20 protein-coding genes and 1 tRNA gene are annotated in these 16877 nt (G+C 46.4%); 17 read left to right on the top strand and 4 right to left on the bottom strand.

Going from position 1 to position 16877, the window contains the following annotated elements; genetic code table 11:
• Together HMPREF1521_RS08075 and HMPREF1521_RS08070 are read left to right on the top strand one after the other, a co-directional pair.
• The gene (locus HMPREF1521_RS08075; protein ID WP_038117975.1) at nt 1–372 is read left to right on the top strand and encodes a RidA family protein; all 372 of its coding nucleotides are present in this window, start codon (nt 1–3) and stop codon (nt 370–372) included.
• A gap of 1 nt (nt 373) precedes the next feature.
• Nucleotides 374–1618, top strand: a complete 1245-nt coding sequence (locus HMPREF1521_RS08070; protein WP_038117973.1) for a serine dehydratase subunit alpha family protein — start codon at nt 374–376, stop codon at nt 1616–1618.
• Nucleotides 1619–1737: 119 nt separating this feature from the next.
• Here the strand turns inward: HMPREF1521_RS08070 and HMPREF1521_RS08065 are convergent, their stop codons facing one another.
• From HMPREF1521_RS08065 to tadA, 4 genes are all read right to left on the bottom strand, one after another.
• A complete protein-coding gene (locus HMPREF1521_RS08065) occupies nt 1738–2463 on the bottom strand; it encodes a hypothetical protein (RefSeq protein ID WP_038117972.1) in 726 nt (241 codons plus the stop codon).
• Between the two features lie 84 nt (nt 2464–2547).
• Nucleotides 2548–3738 (bottom strand): MFS transporter, encoded by a 1191-nt coding sequence (locus HMPREF1521_RS08060; RefSeq protein WP_038117969.1) that lies wholly within the window; start codon nt 3736–3738, stop codon nt 2548–2550.
• Between the two features lie 76 nt (nt 3739–3814).
• Nucleotides 3815–3905, bottom strand: a tRNA-Ser gene (locus HMPREF1521_RS08055).
• The gene (gene tadA, locus HMPREF1521_RS08920) at nt 3859–4359 is read right to left on the bottom strand and encodes a tRNA adenosine(34) deaminase TadA (protein WP_071991537.1); all 501 of its coding nucleotides are present in this window, start codon (nt 4357–4359) and stop codon (nt 3859–3861) included. The genes HMPREF1521_RS08055 and tadA overlap by 47 nt, the downstream gene beginning before the upstream one ends.
• A gap of 84 nt (nt 4360–4443) precedes the next feature.
• Here tadA and HMPREF1521_RS08050 point away from each other — a divergent pair, with 84 nt between their 5' ends.
• The 15 genes from HMPREF1521_RS08050 (at nt 4444) to HMPREF1521_RS07980 (ending at nt 16842) form a co-directional block, all read left to right on the top strand.
• Nucleotides 4444–5070, top strand: coding sequence for a trimeric intracellular cation channel family protein (locus HMPREF1521_RS08050; protein WP_038117966.1), 627 nt, complete (start codon nt 4444–4446; stop codon nt 5068–5070).
• Nucleotides 5071–5182: 112 nt separating this feature from the next.
• A complete protein-coding gene (locus HMPREF1521_RS08045; protein ID WP_038117963.1) occupies nt 5183–6991 on the top strand; it encodes a DUF4127 family protein in 1809 nt (602 codons plus the stop codon).
• Nucleotides 6992–7001: 10 nt separating this feature from the next.
• Nucleotides 7002–8123 (top strand): acyltransferase, encoded by a 1122-nt coding sequence (locus HMPREF1521_RS08040; protein ID WP_084214642.1) that lies wholly within the window; start codon nt 7002–7004, stop codon nt 8121–8123.
• A gap of 170 nt (nt 8124–8293) precedes the next feature.
• Nucleotides 8294–9151: an aminotransferase class IV gene (locus HMPREF1521_RS08035; RefSeq protein WP_038117960.1), complete on the top strand. Its 858-nt coding sequence runs from the start codon at nt 8294–8296 to the stop codon at nt 9149–9151.
• A gap of 148 nt (nt 9152–9299) precedes the next feature.
• A complete protein-coding gene (locus HMPREF1521_RS08030; RefSeq protein WP_038117959.1) occupies nt 9300–10346 on the top strand; it encodes a methionine ABC transporter ATP-binding protein in 1047 nt (348 codons plus the stop codon).
• Nucleotides 10327–10980 (top strand): methionine ABC transporter permease, encoded by a 654-nt coding sequence (locus HMPREF1521_RS08025; RefSeq protein ID WP_038117956.1) that lies wholly within the window; start codon nt 10327–10329, stop codon nt 10978–10980. The genes HMPREF1521_RS08030 and HMPREF1521_RS08025 overlap by 20 nt, the downstream gene beginning before the upstream one ends.
• 9 nt (nt 10981–10989) lie before the next feature.
• Nucleotides 10990–11295 carry a YerC/YecD family TrpR-related protein gene (locus tag HMPREF1521_RS08020; RefSeq protein ID WP_038117953.1) on the top strand — a complete coding sequence of 102 codons (306 nt, stop codon included), beginning with the start codon at nt 10990–10992 and terminating at the stop codon, nt 11293–11295.
• A 58-nt stretch (nt 11296–11353) separates the two neighbouring features.
• Nucleotides 11354–12148, top strand: coding sequence for a TSUP family transporter (locus HMPREF1521_RS08015; RefSeq protein ID WP_038117951.1), 795 nt, complete (start codon nt 11354–11356; stop codon nt 12146–12148).
• Nucleotides 12149–12159: 11 nt separating this feature from the next.
• Nucleotides 12160–12927 (top strand): SDR family NAD(P)-dependent oxidoreductase, encoded by a 768-nt coding sequence (locus HMPREF1521_RS08010; RefSeq protein ID WP_038117948.1) that lies wholly within the window; start codon nt 12160–12162, stop codon nt 12925–12927.
• Nucleotides 12928–13067: 140 nt separating this feature from the next.
• The gene (locus tag HMPREF1521_RS08005) at nt 13068–13931 is read left to right on the top strand and encodes a hypothetical protein (protein WP_038117945.1); all 864 of its coding nucleotides are present in this window, start codon (nt 13068–13070) and stop codon (nt 13929–13931) included.
• 19 nt (nt 13932–13950) lie between these two features.
• Complete coding sequence (locus tag HMPREF1521_RS08000; RefSeq protein WP_038117943.1) at nt 13951–14295, top strand: YkvA family protein; 345 nt, start codon at nt 13951–13953, stop codon at nt 14293–14295.
• Nucleotides 14296–14412: 117 nt separating this feature from the next.
• A complete protein-coding gene (locus HMPREF1521_RS07995) occupies nt 14413–14832 on the top strand; it encodes a thioesterase family protein (protein WP_038117941.1) in 420 nt (139 codons plus the stop codon).
• Nucleotides 14825–15628, top strand: coding sequence for a glutamate racemase (murI, locus tag HMPREF1521_RS07990; RefSeq protein ID WP_038117937.1), 804 nt, complete (start codon nt 14825–14827; stop codon nt 15626–15628). The genes HMPREF1521_RS07995 and murI overlap by 8 nt, the downstream gene beginning before the upstream one ends.
• Before the next feature lie 13 nt (nt 15629–15641).
• Nucleotides 15642–16181, top strand: coding sequence for a hypothetical protein (locus tag HMPREF1521_RS07985; RefSeq protein ID WP_038117935.1), 540 nt, complete (start codon nt 15642–15644; stop codon nt 16179–16181).
• Nucleotides 16182–16191: 10 nt separating this feature from the next.
• Nucleotides 16192–16842, top strand: a complete 651-nt coding sequence (locus tag HMPREF1521_RS07980; protein ID WP_038117934.1) for a coenzyme F420-0:L-glutamate ligase — start codon at nt 16192–16194, stop codon at nt 16840–16842.
• The last annotated feature ends 35 nt before the right edge of the window (nt 16843–16877 follow it).

The raw sequence follows: 16877 nt of genomic DNA, 5'->3' as shown, positions 1-16877 counted from the left end.
ATGAACACAATTCACACAGACAAAGCACCGGCAGCAGTAGGACCGTATTCCCAGGCAAAGGTATCGGGAGGCTTTTTGTTCGCCTCCGGACAAGTACCGATCAATCCGGCTACGGCAACTGTTGTAGACGGCGGCATTCAGGAACAAACTGAACAGGTATGTAAAAATATCGAAGCCGTATTGACTGAGGCCGGCACGGATTTCTCTAAAGTTGTAAAAACCACGTGCTTCTTGGCGGATATCGGTGATTTTAAGGCGTTTAACGAAGTATATGCCAAGTATTTCACATCTAAACCGGCTCGTTCCTGTGTAGCCGTAAAAGATCTTCCGTTGGGTGTTTCCGTAGAGGTGGAAATTATTGCGGAAGTCTAATATGGATTTTGTTTCGTTGTTGCAGGCAGAGATGCGACCTGCATTCGGTTGTACTGAGCCGATTGCGCTCGCCTACGGGGCGGCAAAGGTCGCCTCTGTTTTACCTGAATTTCCTAATCGTATCCATGCACGCTGTAGTGCAAATATCATTAAAAATGTAAAATCTGTAGTCATTCCCAATTCCGGTGGGCGAAAGGGGCTTATTACCGCTATCGTTCTAGGTGCTGTTGTAGGACATCCGGAACGTGAACTCGAGGTGTTGGGGGCGGCTACAGATGAAGATCGCAAACGGCTCGGCACGTTGACGGAATCCGAATTCTGTACCGTAGAACTGGCCGAGGGCGTAGATAATCTGTATATCGAGATCGTTGCTGAAAGCGATGATCATACGGCTGTAATACGTATCGAAAATGACCATACCAATGTGACATATCTGGCGCTTGACGGTGAGGTTATCTCCGAGCATGCCGGTGAAAGTAAAAATAAGTCGGATACCTGCTCTATGGATTTTGACAGTATTTATGAATTTGCCAAAACAGGCGATATTTCCGAAATTATTCCTCAAATCCGACAGCAGATATCTTATAATTCGGCTATTGCGGATGAAGGCCTTAAGAACTCTTACGGTGCTAACATCGGACAAATCTTATTGCTTGATGAGGAGAATCCATCCCTTGAAACTAAGTGTAAGGCCCGTGCTGCGGCCGGTTCCGATGCGCGTATGAGCGGATGCCCGCTACCCGTTGTTATCTGCTCCGGATCGGGCAATCAGGGCTTGACGGTGTCGGTACCGATCATCACCACTGCTGAAGAATTGCGCAAAACGGATGAAGAACTGTATCGGGCTCTCGTCTTTGCCAATCTTTTGACGCTGTACGTCAAAACCGGTATCGGTAAATTATCCGCGTACTGCGGCGTTGTAGCCGCCGGTGTCGTCAGTGTTGCCGGGATAGCCTTTCTGAAGGGTGAAAGTAAAGAGATTATCGGAAATACCCTCGTGAACGGTCTGGCGAGCCTGTCCGGTATCGTCTGTGACGGTGCTAAACCATCCTGTGCCGGTAAAATTGCAATCTCTTTGGATGGCGCTTTTATGGGATATAAACAGGCCCGTCTCAATAAAAACTACGAAAAAGGCGACGGCCTCGTGGCGTACTCCGTGGATGAAACCATCCGCAGCATCGGCGTTGTGGCACAAGGCATGAAAGAAACCGATGTGGTTATACTCAATGAAATGCTGAAACATTAAGAAAGTATGGATACTAATACACAGCTATCGATATCAAATAGAAAATAATACATCACTAAATGATGAAAATGCACCCGCTATTAAACGGGTGCATTTTTATCAATAGTTTTATTCTTTTGTTATTTTTTGATTGCAAAGGTATTTTTTAGTACATCAATAGGTGACAGTTGATAGTCAAAGGAGATTTTATATTCTGATGACGTATCCATCGGTTGTGATATGATATCTGATATTAGATTAGTCAGGTCGTGTATTTTTGAATATATTTTGATTTGCTCGTCGTTAATAATAGTTTCTAATCGCACGTCTAAATCATAGGATCTGGAGATTTTGTAATCCCCTTTGTGATAATCTAAATTATTACAAAGGTTTTTTATCGTCATTTCCGATATTACATTATCAAGGCCTTTAATTGTATTTAAAAGTTTACTTTTACTAGTTTCGTTTACGTCGATGACTGTTTCGTTATTAATATGTGGAATTGCACCGACAATACCGTTATCCCTGACATCAGCTCTTAATTTCTCGTCCGCCATTATCATGTTCCGATCTAAGGCTTTGTCCCAATAGCAATGTCTTATCGCGATACAGTCGTTTTCATCGTCATAATATACTGTCCAGTTTTCGAATTTGTCGACATCAGTTTGTTCTATATAAAAAATTTCACGAGCATATGAATTAATAGTAAGAATATTGGAGCTATAATCTATTCCTCCCGGACCTCTTAGATAATACAATATAAAGTTTTCCAATCTAAGCATAACCAATTTGACAGTTGGCTTGGATCCCACATATATACTGGAAAAATTTCCTGTTTCATATTTTTCCAAAATCGTATCTTCCAAATGTGCACTCCTTTTGATAAGCAGTTATTTCCAATTGGAAGTAACTGCTTTTTAGTATGTCAATTTACTTATATCAACGTTTTTTTATAATCCCAATTTCTTCGGATCTTTTAAGAATAGTGATGCTATCAATCCTACGAGAAGAAAAGGTACCAGTGTCATCATCGCCACCGGCAAGGAGTATGTATCAGCGATGTTACCTACAACAGGTGCGATGATGCCTCCGATTGTTTGGCTCACCCCGAGGGTGACGCCTGCGGCAAAGCCGATGCTTTTAGCTAAATAGGTTTGCCCCAGCACGATGACGGGACTGTAGCTGAGCGCCTTGGCTGCACCGATAATAATTAGCAGAAGATAGCCCAGGGGCAACATAATGGTGGCGGAAAATTCCGGCACTTGCGGTAACAGAAACATGGACGGCAGCCAGAGTAGGAGGGATAGACGGATGATTTTAATCGGTCCGTATTTGTCGCCGAGCAGACCTCCGATATAGGTCATAAAGATACCGATGCTGAAGAATACGGTGAGGGCAAAGCTGCCCTGTTCGGGGCTCGTTCCCAGTTCCCGTGTCCAGAACACAGGAATGAATGCGTTAATAACGCGGAAGTTAATGGATTGAGACAGGATGATGATAAACAGAATGCCGAAATACATCCAGTAATTTTTGAGCGGAACGGCCGGGACCGTATGATTCCTGGTTATGACGGTCTGTTCAATTGTATTCGCATGGGCTTCGATGCGCGGCATGAGGATGCATAGAATGACTGAAACGATAATCCCGACGACGGTGAAAGCTAACAATCCGTGAGGTCCTACGGTATAAGCGACGGCCCCCGCAAAAAGAGGCCCGAAGGCAAAGCCCGAGCTGCCGCCGATGGCGAAGGTTCCCATGGCCTTACCTTTTTTGCCGCCGCCGAGGCGGTTCATGATTTTGGCGCCTTCCGGATGAAAGATGGAGGAGCCGATACCTGCTGATGTGGCGCAGATAAGAAGGCTTTCATAGGACGTTACAATACCCATTACACCTATGCTGCAGGCGGACAGCAATACGCCTAATGCGATGAGGCGAGGTTGATGGATCTTGTCGGAAATGTAACCCAATAAGGGTTGTAACAGAGACGATAGGGCGGTGTTGGCTAAAATGAGGAAACCCGCCTGTTCCAATGTGAGTCCGTAAGTGAAAATAAATAACGGTAATAAGGCGGGCAACACGCTCTGGCACGAATCGTTAATCATGTGGCTCACGGTAATCAGATAAGGATAGAATTTCTGCATCGACTTCACTTCCCTTGAAGTATAAACATATTACTAAAAAAGCGCTAACTTATGTTAGCGCTCTGTGCATGTTATATGGCAGAGGAGGAGGGATTTGAACCCCCGCGCCGGTTGCCCGACCTACCGCATTTCGAGTGCGGACCCTTCAGCCTCTTGGGTACTCCTCCGTGCTTTACGGCGCTCTTTGAAGAAATCTTTCATAATTTGGCTACATTCATCGCCGAGGACACCGGCCGTGAGTTCCGGCTCGTGGTTTAATCCGGGATGAGACAGCACATTGAATAGTGATTCTACCGCGCCTCCTTTGTAATCGCTCGCACCATATACAACCCTGTCGATACGACTGTTGATGATGGCGCCGGCGCACATCGGACACGGCTCTATCGTAACATACAGGGTACATCCAGTCAACCGCCAACGCTGCAGGCTTTCACAGGCCTCGCGAATGACGAGAATTTCCGCATGAGCCGTCGCATCATGATCCAGTTCGCGACGGTTGTGATGGCGGGAAATAATCGTATCGTCGTGCACCAAGATCGCCCCGATGGGAATCTCGCCCAATTCATAGGCCTTACGGGCTTCAACGAGTGCCTCTTGCATATATTGTTCATCTTTTGTCATGACCGTACCTCTTCATGTATAATATTCTACATAAAGTCTATCATAGTGTGAAGAGTTATGCGAATAGATTGTGTGGGGGGAATTATGGATATTATATGGTATATATTTGATATGATCGGGACGATTGCGTTTGCCGTATCCGGCGCCCTTGTGGGGGTGGCGCGGAAAATGGATATCTTCGGCATGTCCGTTCTCGCTCTGGCGACGGCCATCGGGGGCGGTATTGTCCGAGATGTATTGCTCGGTTATTTTCCGCCGAATTCCTTGCGGAATATCGTGTATGTAACGGTGGTCATCGCGGTGACGATTATCGTATTTATCATCTACAGCAGCCGATATCGACGTCAGGTGATGGGGCCTCGCAGTCGGGCCAGTTATCTGTTTGCCGATGCGGTGGGGCTGGCATCCTTTACGGTGACCGGCGCATCTGCGGGATATACGTTGTATCCGGACTTACCGATTTTTATCGTTCTTCTCGGGACGATAACCGCCGTCGGAGGCGGCATCATTCGGGATATGCTGGCGCAGCGCATTCCGTCGGTTCTGAAAGAAGATGTATACGCCTTGCCCAGCATCATCGGCGGTATCGTCTATTACGTTATGGTCTTGTACGGCTGGGTAGGACAGGCCGTGTATGGAGCTTTCAGTATCGTTCTCATTATACGTCTGTTGGCCATCAAATATCGGTGGAGTTTGCCAAAGGTTCGGTAAGTGCTATAATCGTAGTAATAAGGATTTCATAAAACTGTCAGAAATTAAAGGTATCATAAAGCAGTTATTTCTGCGGGTTATATTGGCCCGCCTATGGAGAAGGAGTTTATATATGACTAATAAGTGGTTGAAAGTAGCCCTCATGGCAACAGCTATTGCTACAGGTACGTCCATCTATGTTGATGCGGAAACCGTTTTGTATGTACCGCAAGATGATCGTCCTGTAAGTTTACAGTACACCGTGGATACGGCGCGTGAAGCGGGGATGACCGTGTTGACACCACCTCAGAATCTGATTTCCGGCAAGACCTACCAAGGTCAGGCGGATAAAATCTGGGACTGGGTCGAACAGAATGCCGGTCGTGCAGATGTTATGGTATTGAGTACGGACTCCCTTATTTACGGCGGTCTTGTTGATTCTCGTAAGCATAATATTCCTCTCAGCGTATTGCAAAATCGGTTGAAACGAATCGAAGGCCTAAAGGCGCGTCATAGAAATGTGCGCATTTACGGTTTCGGTACGGTAATGCGTTCCCCTCGTGCCAGCGGTGGCGGTACGGAGCCGGCATACTATGCCGAATACGGTCCGACTATTTTCCAGATTGCCGCATTGCAGGACAAGATGGATGCAGGTTCCTTGACGCAGGAGGAAACGCAGAAATTGATGAGCCTTCAGGCTTCCGTACCTGTGGAATATCTGCAGGACTGGTTTGAACGCCGTCAGAAGAACATGAAGGTCAATAAGGGCTTAATCGATGAAACCCGCAGCGGCGTATTCGATTATTTCGCATTGGGCCATGATGATACATCTCAATTATCCCAGTCAGCGTTGGAAGGTCGCTATCTGAATTCCTACTCAAAGGATATTCCTGTTGAAAAATATGGCAGCTTCCCCGGGGCCGATCAACTCGGCTTGTTGTTGATGGCGCGTTCCCGCACCGATGAAAGTGCGGAAAAACCGACTTTCTCCGTGATTTATCCTCTCGGCGGCGCCGGTAAGACCCTGCCTGGATACGAAGATCAGACCGTCGATAAGACGATTGCGGAACACGTGCAGGCTGTAGGCGGTACGATGGTAACGCAAGGAAAGCCGACGGTTTTATTGGCTGTGAATACACCTCTTACGACAAGTACGGGGGAATCTGAAAATTTTGAAAACTTCCCGATGATCTCTAAATCCACCAATGCCTTTGTAGATCGCATTCAACAGGCGGTTGATTCCGGTGTCAATGTGAGTGTTGCGGACATTGCCTATAATAATGGTGCGGATAATACATTGGTATCCGCTATGTATAAACGCGATATGCTTTATAAAATCGGTGCCTATAACGGCTGGAATACGGCAAGTAATACGGTAGGTTATGCGATTGCGCAAGGCTTGCTGCTCAAAACTATGAGTCCTGAAAGCCATCGCAACATGTTGACGCAACAGTACCTGGATAACTGGGCTTATCAGGCGAATATCCGTAAGGATATTTATCGTATGCAGGATTCTATCCGCACGGATAACGTCCGCTATTCGGGCGAGCTCAATGAACGTCTTGAAAGCTATCTCGGCGAACGCATTCAGGATTTCGCTGAAAAATACCTTAAGGTAAATCCTCGTACGGTGAAGGCCACATTCCCATGGGGTCGTTTATTTGAAACGGACATCACCGTTTATGATAAACCGGTAGTGCCTCTTGAAAAAGAATTGCGTCTAAAACGCGAAGCGGAAGCGAAGGCCAAGGCCGAAGCAGAGGCTAAGGCAAAAGCGGCCGGTCAAAATGGACAAGCTCCGCAACCGGCTCAATCTGCACAACCGACACAACAAACTCAACAAAAAACAGAAACAGCGCCTTCGAATGTGGTAACACAACCGGCTACGACTTCTCAAGGCCCTCGTCTTGTGCCGACACCGGCCGCTGCACCGGGACATTAATGAAACGAGCATGGTTATGAAAAAGGCGTTTTTACCGGAAATTACCTATATGCGAGGACTCTGCATGCTCGGTGTTATCGGCATTCACGTAGGGTCCTATGCATTGCAAAATCCCTTTGTAAATTTACAGCTCATCAGCGTGTTGGAAATTCTGTCGCGCTTCGGAGTTCCTGCGTTCTTTTTTCTTTCTGCCTTCGGTCTGTTTTATCACACCTCGGTAGAGGGACCATTCTCATATAAGGAATTTATGCACCGCCGCATCCAGGTGGTGCTATTTCCATATATTGTGTGGTCGCTGTTTTATCTGCTTTATACAGCGGCGACATCTCATAATTTCGCGAATCTGCATCCGGGACCGCTGGCCGTGAATATGCTGTTCGGCACATCCATGTACCATCTGTATTTTATGGTCATCCTTTTGTGGTTCTATGTGATGATGCCGCTATGGCGCGCCATGGTGAAAGTCATATTGAAACGGCCCGTGCTGTGGCTGTCGGTTCTTTTGGTGCTGCAGGGGGGTATCGATTATGTATCCTCCTATATGCTCGGGGCGTGGGTGACACAACATTTCGGTGACCGGCCGGCTATAAAATATCTTTTTGATATGCGCCTCAATTACTGGGTGATTCACTATGTTTGGATTTTTCTTTTGGGTGCCGTTTGTGCCGAGCGATATGATGCGGTGCGTGAGTATATGTGGCGTTATCGCTATGCGTTGGCCGTCGGTGCGGTGGGTTCGGCATTGCTCATGCTGGGCGCCTACTACTATGTGATGGATGTATGGCATTACACCGTACTCGAAGCGATTTATACGGTACATCAAATGAGCCCGATGGGGGTTCTCTATACGGGGCTCGGTACCTTGTTCAGCTTGTTATTGTTTCAGACGGTACCGCTCAACGCGACCATGGAGGCTTTCTGGTCTCAAATCGGGGATACATCCTACGGTGTGTATCTGGTTCATCCGTTTTGGCTGCTCATCCTGTCCGGTCTGATGGCAAAATATAATTTAACATATACGGTTATACACGTTATCGCCATGTATATCATGGCGTTAGGTTTGTCGTATCTGATGACCCTTGCGCTGGATCAGTTGCCTAAACAGGTGCAGCGTTTTGTGTTGGGCCGATAATTATCCGCCGGGGCATAGTTTTTTGCTATGCTATGCCGGCGGATTTTTTTATGGGAAAATACTATCTTTCACAAAGTAAAGTGTGAAAATTTAAAAGCAATTATGATATAATAAATTCATGATGATTGCTATTAGAAATAGAGTAACGATATAGAAAAAGAGGTGCTCCTATGCAAGAATTAACATATTTTAACGGCGAATTCGTCGAACCAGGCGCCAAGGTAGTCAGCATTGATGACCGGGGATATCTGTTCGGCGACTCCGTGTATGAAGTGGTACGTGTTGTAAATGGTCGATGCTTTGCCTTATCGTATCACCAGGATCGCCTGTATCGGTCCATGCGTGAAATGGATATTCCTGTTAAAATGACACCTGATGATTTGACGGAGTTGCATGAAATACTGATTGAACAAAGCGAGATCAGGGACGGGTATATTTATTTGCAGATTTCTCGTGGCGTAGCACCGCGTCATCATGCCTATGATCGCTCTAAGTTGGAGCCGCAGATGCTCATGTCCATCCGCATTCTCGACATGGAAGCGGTTAATAAATTAGGGGAAGGTGTAAAGGCGATTGCCTTACCGGATGAACGGTGGGGGCATGTGGATATTAAGACGACCAACCTGATTCCGAATATTTTAGCTCAAACAAAGGCGGAAAAGAAATTTGCCTATACGGCGATTTTATTTCGCGACGATATTTGTACGGAAGGTGCGACGTCGAATGTATTTGCCGTAAAAGACGGCATCTTGTACACGCATCCGGCGGATAATCACATCTTGAAGGGCATTACACGTCAAATGATTCTGACCCGTGTTGCACCGTCATTAGGTATTACACTTATTGAAAAGGAATTTGACCGCGCTTTCGTGGACGATGCGGATGAATTATTCTTTACCGATACGATTGGCGGCGTTATTCCAATCATCAAACTGGATCGCAATCCTGTATCCGGTGGTAAACCGGGGACCGTCACACTACGGCTTCGAGAAGCATTACAGAAGTTGATGGAAGAAGGCCTCCCTTGATGGGGGCCTTAGTATCCGCTATATAAACAGATATCTGGTTTTCCGGCATTACTGAATATAATGTAATGTTATTGGTGTACCCTGTTGCGATAATCTGTGGTCAGGTTAAATTAGTTTAGTATTTACTTTCATAAGAAAGGATAGTATTTTGATAGAATTACAACACATTAGTAAAGTCTATGAAGGCGCTAATCGTGTGGAGGCCTTGAAGGACATCAACCTTACCGTTAAGGAAGGTGAAATCTTCGGCATTATCGGTCAATCCGGTGCGGGCAAGTCCACATTGATTCGCTGTATTAATATGCTCGAAGCGCCTACATCCGGTTCCGTTATCGTAAACGGAACTGATTTAACGAAGCTTGGAAAATCCGATTTACGTAAGGCGCGTAAGCAAATCGGCATGATTTTCCAACATTTTAATCTGTTGTCATCCCGTACCGTATACGATAATGTAGCGTTCCCATTGGAACTGCAAGGCATGAACAAATCGGAAATCAAGGAACGTATCATGCCGATCCTCGACATCGTTGGCCTTACGGAACGTATGAATAATTACCCGTCTCAATTATCAGGCGGTCAGAAGCAGCGTGTCGGCATCGCCCGTGCATTGGCGTCCAATCCGAAGGTTCTCCTTTGCGATGAAGCGACATCAGCGCTCGATCCGCAGACGACGGACTCCATTTTAAAATTACTGAAGAATATCAATGAGAAGATGGGACTTACTATCGTCCTCATCACCCATGAAATGCATGTCATACGCGAAATCTGTGACCGTGTGGCGGTCATTGAAGGGGGCGTAATCCTCGAAGAAGGCAGTACCCTTGAGGTATTCACGCATCCTCGCGAGAATACGACGAAGGACTTTATCAGCTCCGTCGTGAGTGATAATCTGCCTCCTGAAGCACTTGCGCATCTGGAACTGCATGATCAATGGGTTGGCGGAACGGCACCACTGGTACGCCTTAAATTTACGGGGCAAGCTACAGATGAACCTGTCGTGGCGGGACTCGTAAGACGGTTCGATTTAGATGTAAGTATTCTCTTCGGTGGCATCGACTACATTCAGGATACGAGCGTAGGGCGTCTTATCGTCATATTGAACGGTGACCCTGAAAGAGCGCAGGAAGGGCTTGAGTATATCAAAACATTGCCAATTGAAAGCGAGGTGATCGGTTATGTCAGAGCAAGTCATTAATCTACTCATAACCGGTACCTTGGATACATTGCAGATGACCGTTGTCTCTACGGTGATGGCGATGTTACTGGGAATTCCGTTAGGTGTTATTCTCGTCGTTACTTCAAAGGGACATATTCTCGAAAATGCCGCTTTGAATAAGGTGTTGGGGGCCGTAATCAATGCGGTTCGTTCCGTACCGTTCATTATTTTGATGGTTGCCATTATCCCGTTTACACGTATGGTGGCGGGTACCTCTATCGGTACGACGGCGGCCTGTGTGCCGTTGACCTTGGCGGCTATCCCGTTCCTGGCACGTCTTGTGGAAACATCGATTAAGGATATTAACTTCGGTGTTATCGAGGCGGCACAATCGATGGGGGCCAGTCCGGTTCAGATTATCTGGAAGGTATTGTTGCCGGAAGCCTTGCCGACTATTATCGACAATGTGACGGTTCTTATCGTGAACCTCATCGGCTATTCGGCGATGGCCGGCGCTATCGGCGGCGGCGGCCTCGGTGATATTGCCATCCGGTACGGCTATCAACGTTTTCAGGCGGATATCATGATTGCGACTATCATTATTTTGGTTATTCTCGTGCAGGTAATTCAGATGATCGGTGACGGTCTATCTAAAGCGATGAATAAGAAATAGGAGGTACTTATGAGCATAAATGAGAAATTAAGAAGCCTACAAAATGATGAATTATTCACCGCTATCCTGACCTTGAAAAATATTGAAGAATGTTATGCGTTTTTTGAGGATATTTGCACGGTCAACGAACTCAAGGCATTATCTCAACGCTTACAAGTGGCTAAAATGTTGCGTTCCGGTGACAGCTATGAAACAATTGTAGAGGAAACCGGAGCCAGTACGGCTACAATCAGCCGTGTAAAACGATGTTTGGTATATGGTGCCGATGGATACACATTGGCTTTAGATCGACTCGGCGTACAATCAAATACATAAAGCATGACAACGGTGGCCTTCGGCGACCGTTGCTGTACTATGTGAAAAGAGGAAATCTATGGATTGGCTAATAGGAATAACGGGATTACCTTACGATGTGTTAGTGCTTATGCTGCTCTGTGTGGCAGGCGCTTTCGCGGGATTTGTGGACTCCATTGTCGGCGGTGGCGGGCTCATTTCCGTGCCGGCTATGCTGCTTACGAACCTGCCGCCCAGCGTGGCTCTCGGCAGTAATAAACTATCCAGTATTTTTGGCGCCGGCAGCGCATCCATTACGTTCTTGCGCAACGGCATGGTCGACTTCAGCCTGGTTCGTAAACTTTTACCGTTTACCTTTATAGGTTCCATGGTCGGTACCGTTGCGGTGGTATCGTTGCCGCCGCTCTATGTAAAACCCATTATCATCGCACTTCTTGTAGGGGTGACGCTGTTCGTGGTGTTTAAAAGGGACTGGGGCGAGGTGAATCGTACATCGCAAGTGATAGGACGGGCTTTATATATTTGCATGGCCTTCGCCCTTGGCATCGGTATGTATGATGGATTTATCGGACCGGGGACCGGAACATTTCTCATCATGGGTTTTATTTTTACGGGCTTTGATTTTCTTCACGCTTCGGCGAATGCGAAGATTTTAAATTTTACCAGTAATTTAGCATCGCTTATCGTGTTTTTTTATCTTGGGCATGTACAAGTTTATTATGGTTTGGCGGCGGCCGTCGGTCAGGTGATCGGTGCGTATATAGGGTCGCAGCTGGCCATCATGAAAGGCTCGTCTCTGGTGCGTGTCGTGTTTTTGTCGGTAACGACTGTCATGCTCATAAAATTGGTGTTTGATTATATTACGAACTTATAGGAGGGCTAGGTATGCCTCATAAAAGTGATGTGCAGGTGGCATTGATCAGCGGTGGTACGTCGGGCATCGGGTTTGCTACGGCGGAACTGTTGTTGAAGGACGGCTGGTGTGTAGCTATTAACGGCCGCAATGAACGGGAGGGTCAGAAGGCGAAAATGAAATTGCGCCGCTTTTCGTCAAAAGTTCGCTTTGTGCAGGGTGATGTATCGAAAATAGAAGATTGTCAGCGTATTGTAAAGGAAACGGTAAATTTTTTCGGCGGTATTTCGGCCCTCGTGACTGCGGCGGGTTATTATGAAGAAGAACTTTTGGCGGATGTGACGGAAGCCGCCTTTGACGAGATGTTCGGCACCAATGTGAAGGGCACCGTATTCTTATGCCAGGCTTCATTGCCTTATTTACGATCAGCGAAGGGCAGTATCGTAACGGTGGCCAGCGATGCGGGGCTTCAAGGAAATGTGGCATGCTCCGTATACGGCGCATCGAAGGGGGCCGTGGTCAGTTTTACTAAATCGCTGTCTTTGGAAATGGCGCCTCATGGGGTGCGGGTCAACTGCGTGTGTCCCGGCGATGTAGATACCTCATTGGTGGATAAACAAATAGCTCATGCTCATCAGGATATGGCGACCGCAAAGGCGGAAATGGGACAGCATTATCCGTTGGGACGCATCGGCAAACCACATGAAATCGGTGAAGTTATCGCATTCTTATTGAGCCGTAAAGCTTCGTTCGTAACCGGTGCGGCGTGGACCATAGACGGCGGTCTCACAAGTTGGTAAAGACAGCCCTCATAATGATGCTTTTCGATATGAACCATTTACGGGGTAAACATAAAATTTCATTTCACTTCTACACATAGAATGGTATAATAATACTAATAATATGACCTATAGTTGGTACACAACAAAGGAGAATAATTATGGCGGAATATAATGGCGTAACACTTGAGCCTCTTATGGACGGTTCTCAAGATCGTGATTATCAAGTTGAACAATTTATTTTCTGGGGGGCAGGGCGTGCGGCAGCATTGGCTTTATCTCCAAAATTCAGTAATGTTGCGCTATGTGCTAATGCAACATATATGGTAACGCGCATTGCCCATTTATATGATGTGGAATTACAAACCGGTGCCGTTGTAGGCTTTGTGGGTGGTTTGAGTACGGCTGTAGCGACTGCCGCTATATCCTTAGTGATTCCTGTGAAAGCTGTCCGCATACCTGTGGCTATCGGATTGACGTATGCAATCGGCAAGGTTGCACATATCTGGATTCAGGACGGTATGCCTTCCGATATTGAACGCTACAAACCTATGGTTGCGGAATTTCTTGAAAACGGCAAAGCGATGGCCTCCGAAATTGCCCGCGATGCTGCGACCAGCATTCCTTTTACGCAAGGTCAACGCGACGTGTGGGCAGGTATTGCCAATGAAACAGGATTGTCAAAGGAAACTTTGAAACAGGTCTATGATGATAAGGTAAGCCCGGCTATTGAAAAGTGGAATAACGAAACGAAGTATCAACTCCATGATAATGCCGCTGAAGTTGTGGCAAAGGTATCCGATGCGGCGAAGGAAAAATACGAATCGGCGAAGGACGGCTTTGAGACTGCTAAGGAATTAGCTAAAGGCGGCGTGGAGGTAGCAAAGGCTTCGGCTCAAGTGGCTGTAGAGAATGCGAAAGCTACGGCTACGAACGTTGTAGGCACTGCTAAAGAATCTGCGGGACAGGCGATTTCTACGGTAAAGGAAACTACGAGGGCCAAGTTTGACGAATTTCGCAGATAAGCATTGAAGGATTAATGTGATGAATCCATTAAAAATCATTAAATACGGTAAGTTTTTCAGTGAATCCAGATTCGTCGCCTTTCTCGGGCGATACGGTAAGAAACTTGCCTTTGTACAACAAGCGGTGACCTTGTTTTTCTGTTTGCGGGACGAGGATACGCCGAAATATGTGAAAGCCGTTATTGCCGGTGCCCTGGGTTATCTTGTGTTGCCCATTGATATAGTTCCCGATACGATTGCCGTTTTGGGATGGCTAGATGATATGGCTGTACTCGGGATTGCGTATAAGGTTGCCAACCGATATATCAAGACCAGTCATCAGCAACAAGCAAAGAAATTTTTCCCTTTTGGTGGCAATGGGTAAACTTTCACCAATTAAGGCAGTTTAATCCTGTTGTGATTGAACTGCCTCTATTTATTTGACACCCTATAGCAATAGATATACAATGAAATTTGTATTCTGTTTAAGAAGGAAAGATTTATGTATATTGCTTCAATACATGTACGTTTTTATGAAACCGATATGATGGGGATTGCACATCATAGTAATCATTTCAGATGGTTTGAGCTGGCCCGCATCGAGTTTCTTCGTCATATCGGGGTGACATTGTGGGATATGATGAATCGGGATATCGTGTTTCCTATTATGACTGTATCCTGCGATTATAAAGAGCCGGCCAGATTTGATGATGAAATTCATATTGAGACCTACCTGGTCAAGATGACTCGTGCACAGATGGTTTTCCGCTATCGCATGCGTCGTGCCTCTGACGGTGCGTTGCTTGCGACGGGCGAAACGAAGAATGCGTTCATGTCGAAATCGACGGGCAAGATTGTACGTCTGGAGGATAATTTTTATCAACCTATGTTAGCAGCTGTCGAGGAGATGCATCATGAGTAATCGACAACAATTACCCATCGGCGTCTTTGATTCCGGGGTCGGCGGTTTATCCGTATTAAAGGTATTACAAGAACAGTTTCCTAACGAAGATTTTGTTTATATCGGTGATAATGCGAATAATCCTGTGGGAAATCGCAGTGATGATGAAATCACTGCGTTGGCATGTCGCATTGCGAATGCGTTAGAAAATCAGCCTGTGAAGCTGATCGTTATCGCCTGTAACACATTTACGGTGGTGGCTTTGGATGCGGTGCGTGCGCGCGTGTCCGTGCCGGTTATCGGCGTATCTCAAGGGGTGAAGAGCGCTATCGCCGCCAGCAAGAGCAATACTATCGGCATCATGGCTACGGTGGCGACTGTAAACAGTCATATTCACAAACATGTAGCCCTTGAGGTGGATCATGAGGTCCTCGTTTGGGAACAACCTTGTCCCGAGCTGGCGGGATTGATCGAGCAGGGCCATTTAGATGATCAGTTTGTGCGCGATGTATGTAGTGAATATTTAGAGCCTCTTTTATCGCGAGAAATTGATGTGGTAGTCCTCGGATGTACCCATTTCCCGTTTGTACAGCCTCTGTTGGAGGAACTGACGGAGGGGCGGATTCGTTTTATCGATCCCGCTTTTGAAACAAGTGAACTTGTGAGGCGTACATTATCCGGAAATGATTTGTTCAATCCGCAGAAAACATCGGGCTCCGTGAATTTGTATTTTACAAAGGATATCGTTTTAGGTGATACGCTAAGCGCATCCTTTCTTGATGCAAGTCGCAGAACTATAGAGTATATTACATTGTAAAGGAGATGCCCTTATGTGGTTATATAATATCCTAACTGCAGTAGTTGCCATTATCGTAATTATTGCGGTGCTGTACTTATTATTTCGTTTATTTGTCTTTAAACAAGGCGATGAGCATATTGTGTTGTTGCCGAAACGGAAAACGAACTTTCAATTGTTGGATATGACATTTGATAGCATTACACTGTTCTGTGATATTCCGTTTGTAAATAAGGGGCGTCAGAACGGTACTATAATGGATTTATTCCCTCGTCATCTCTTGCCGGAGGAACAGTTTGATGCGGTGAAAGTAGAGTCCTGGACGATGGATATGAGTCGTCCCCGTAACGACGGTTACTTTGAATCCGTTATCATCGAACCACGTAAGGGCGGTACGATTCGCCTATATGTAACATTGAAAGCCAAGAATGGCAATATTCGGGACGCTCTTATCGGTTTCCCTTACATGAATATCGATATCGTATACCAGGTGGTCGGTCGTGAAGACTGGCATATTGCAAAAGATCGTGTACGATTGACACCGGAAGAATTAGAAGCCGCATCAGGGCATTAAGGAGGCAGCTATGGCAGAGTTAGAATTGGTTACGGTTCCTACGCGTATACTGACAGATAATGATGACATCGTAGATGCCATTGTTGAATACGGCGGACATAATATAGGACCTGAGGATATCGTGTGCGTAGCGGAATCCGTTGTGGCTATTACGCAGGGACATTTCACCCGTCCGGAAGAGTTAACGCCGTCCTGGCAGGCTCGTCTCATCAATCGCTTTGTACCTGCAGAGGGGTCCATGAGCTCCGTTTACGGCATGCAGGCGGCTATGGAAATTGATGGTAAATGGAAAGTTTTGGGTGCCTTTATCCTTGGCGCCATTGCAAAAATATTTAGAAAAAATGGCGTGTTTTATTCAATTTCCCGTGCGGCGGCTCTTGCCGACGACGTAACGGGCACTATGCCGCCATTCGATAAACATATCGTATACGGTCCGAAAAATCCGGATAAGGTAGCGGAGAAAATCGTGTCCCGTACCGGTTGTTACGGTGCCGTTGTGGCGGATGTTAACGACTTGAAGCGCTCCGCCGTACTCGGTACGAGCAGCGGCGTTGACGCCGGTAAAATTGCAAAGCTTTTGATTGATAATCCGTTCGGTAATGACAGTCAAATGACTCCGATTGTTATCATCAAGAATTACGCATCTGTATCTGCGAAATAACAGAAGGCTGTACTCGTCTCATAGAGATGAGTACA

The organism is Veillonella sp. AS16 (assembly GCF_000517785.1).
GTDB lineage: Bacteria > Bacillota > Negativicutes > Veillonellales > Veillonellaceae > Veillonella > Veillonella denticariosi.
Note: the sequence above shows the minus strand (reverse complement) of the source record. Positions and strands in the feature narration are given on the sequence as shown.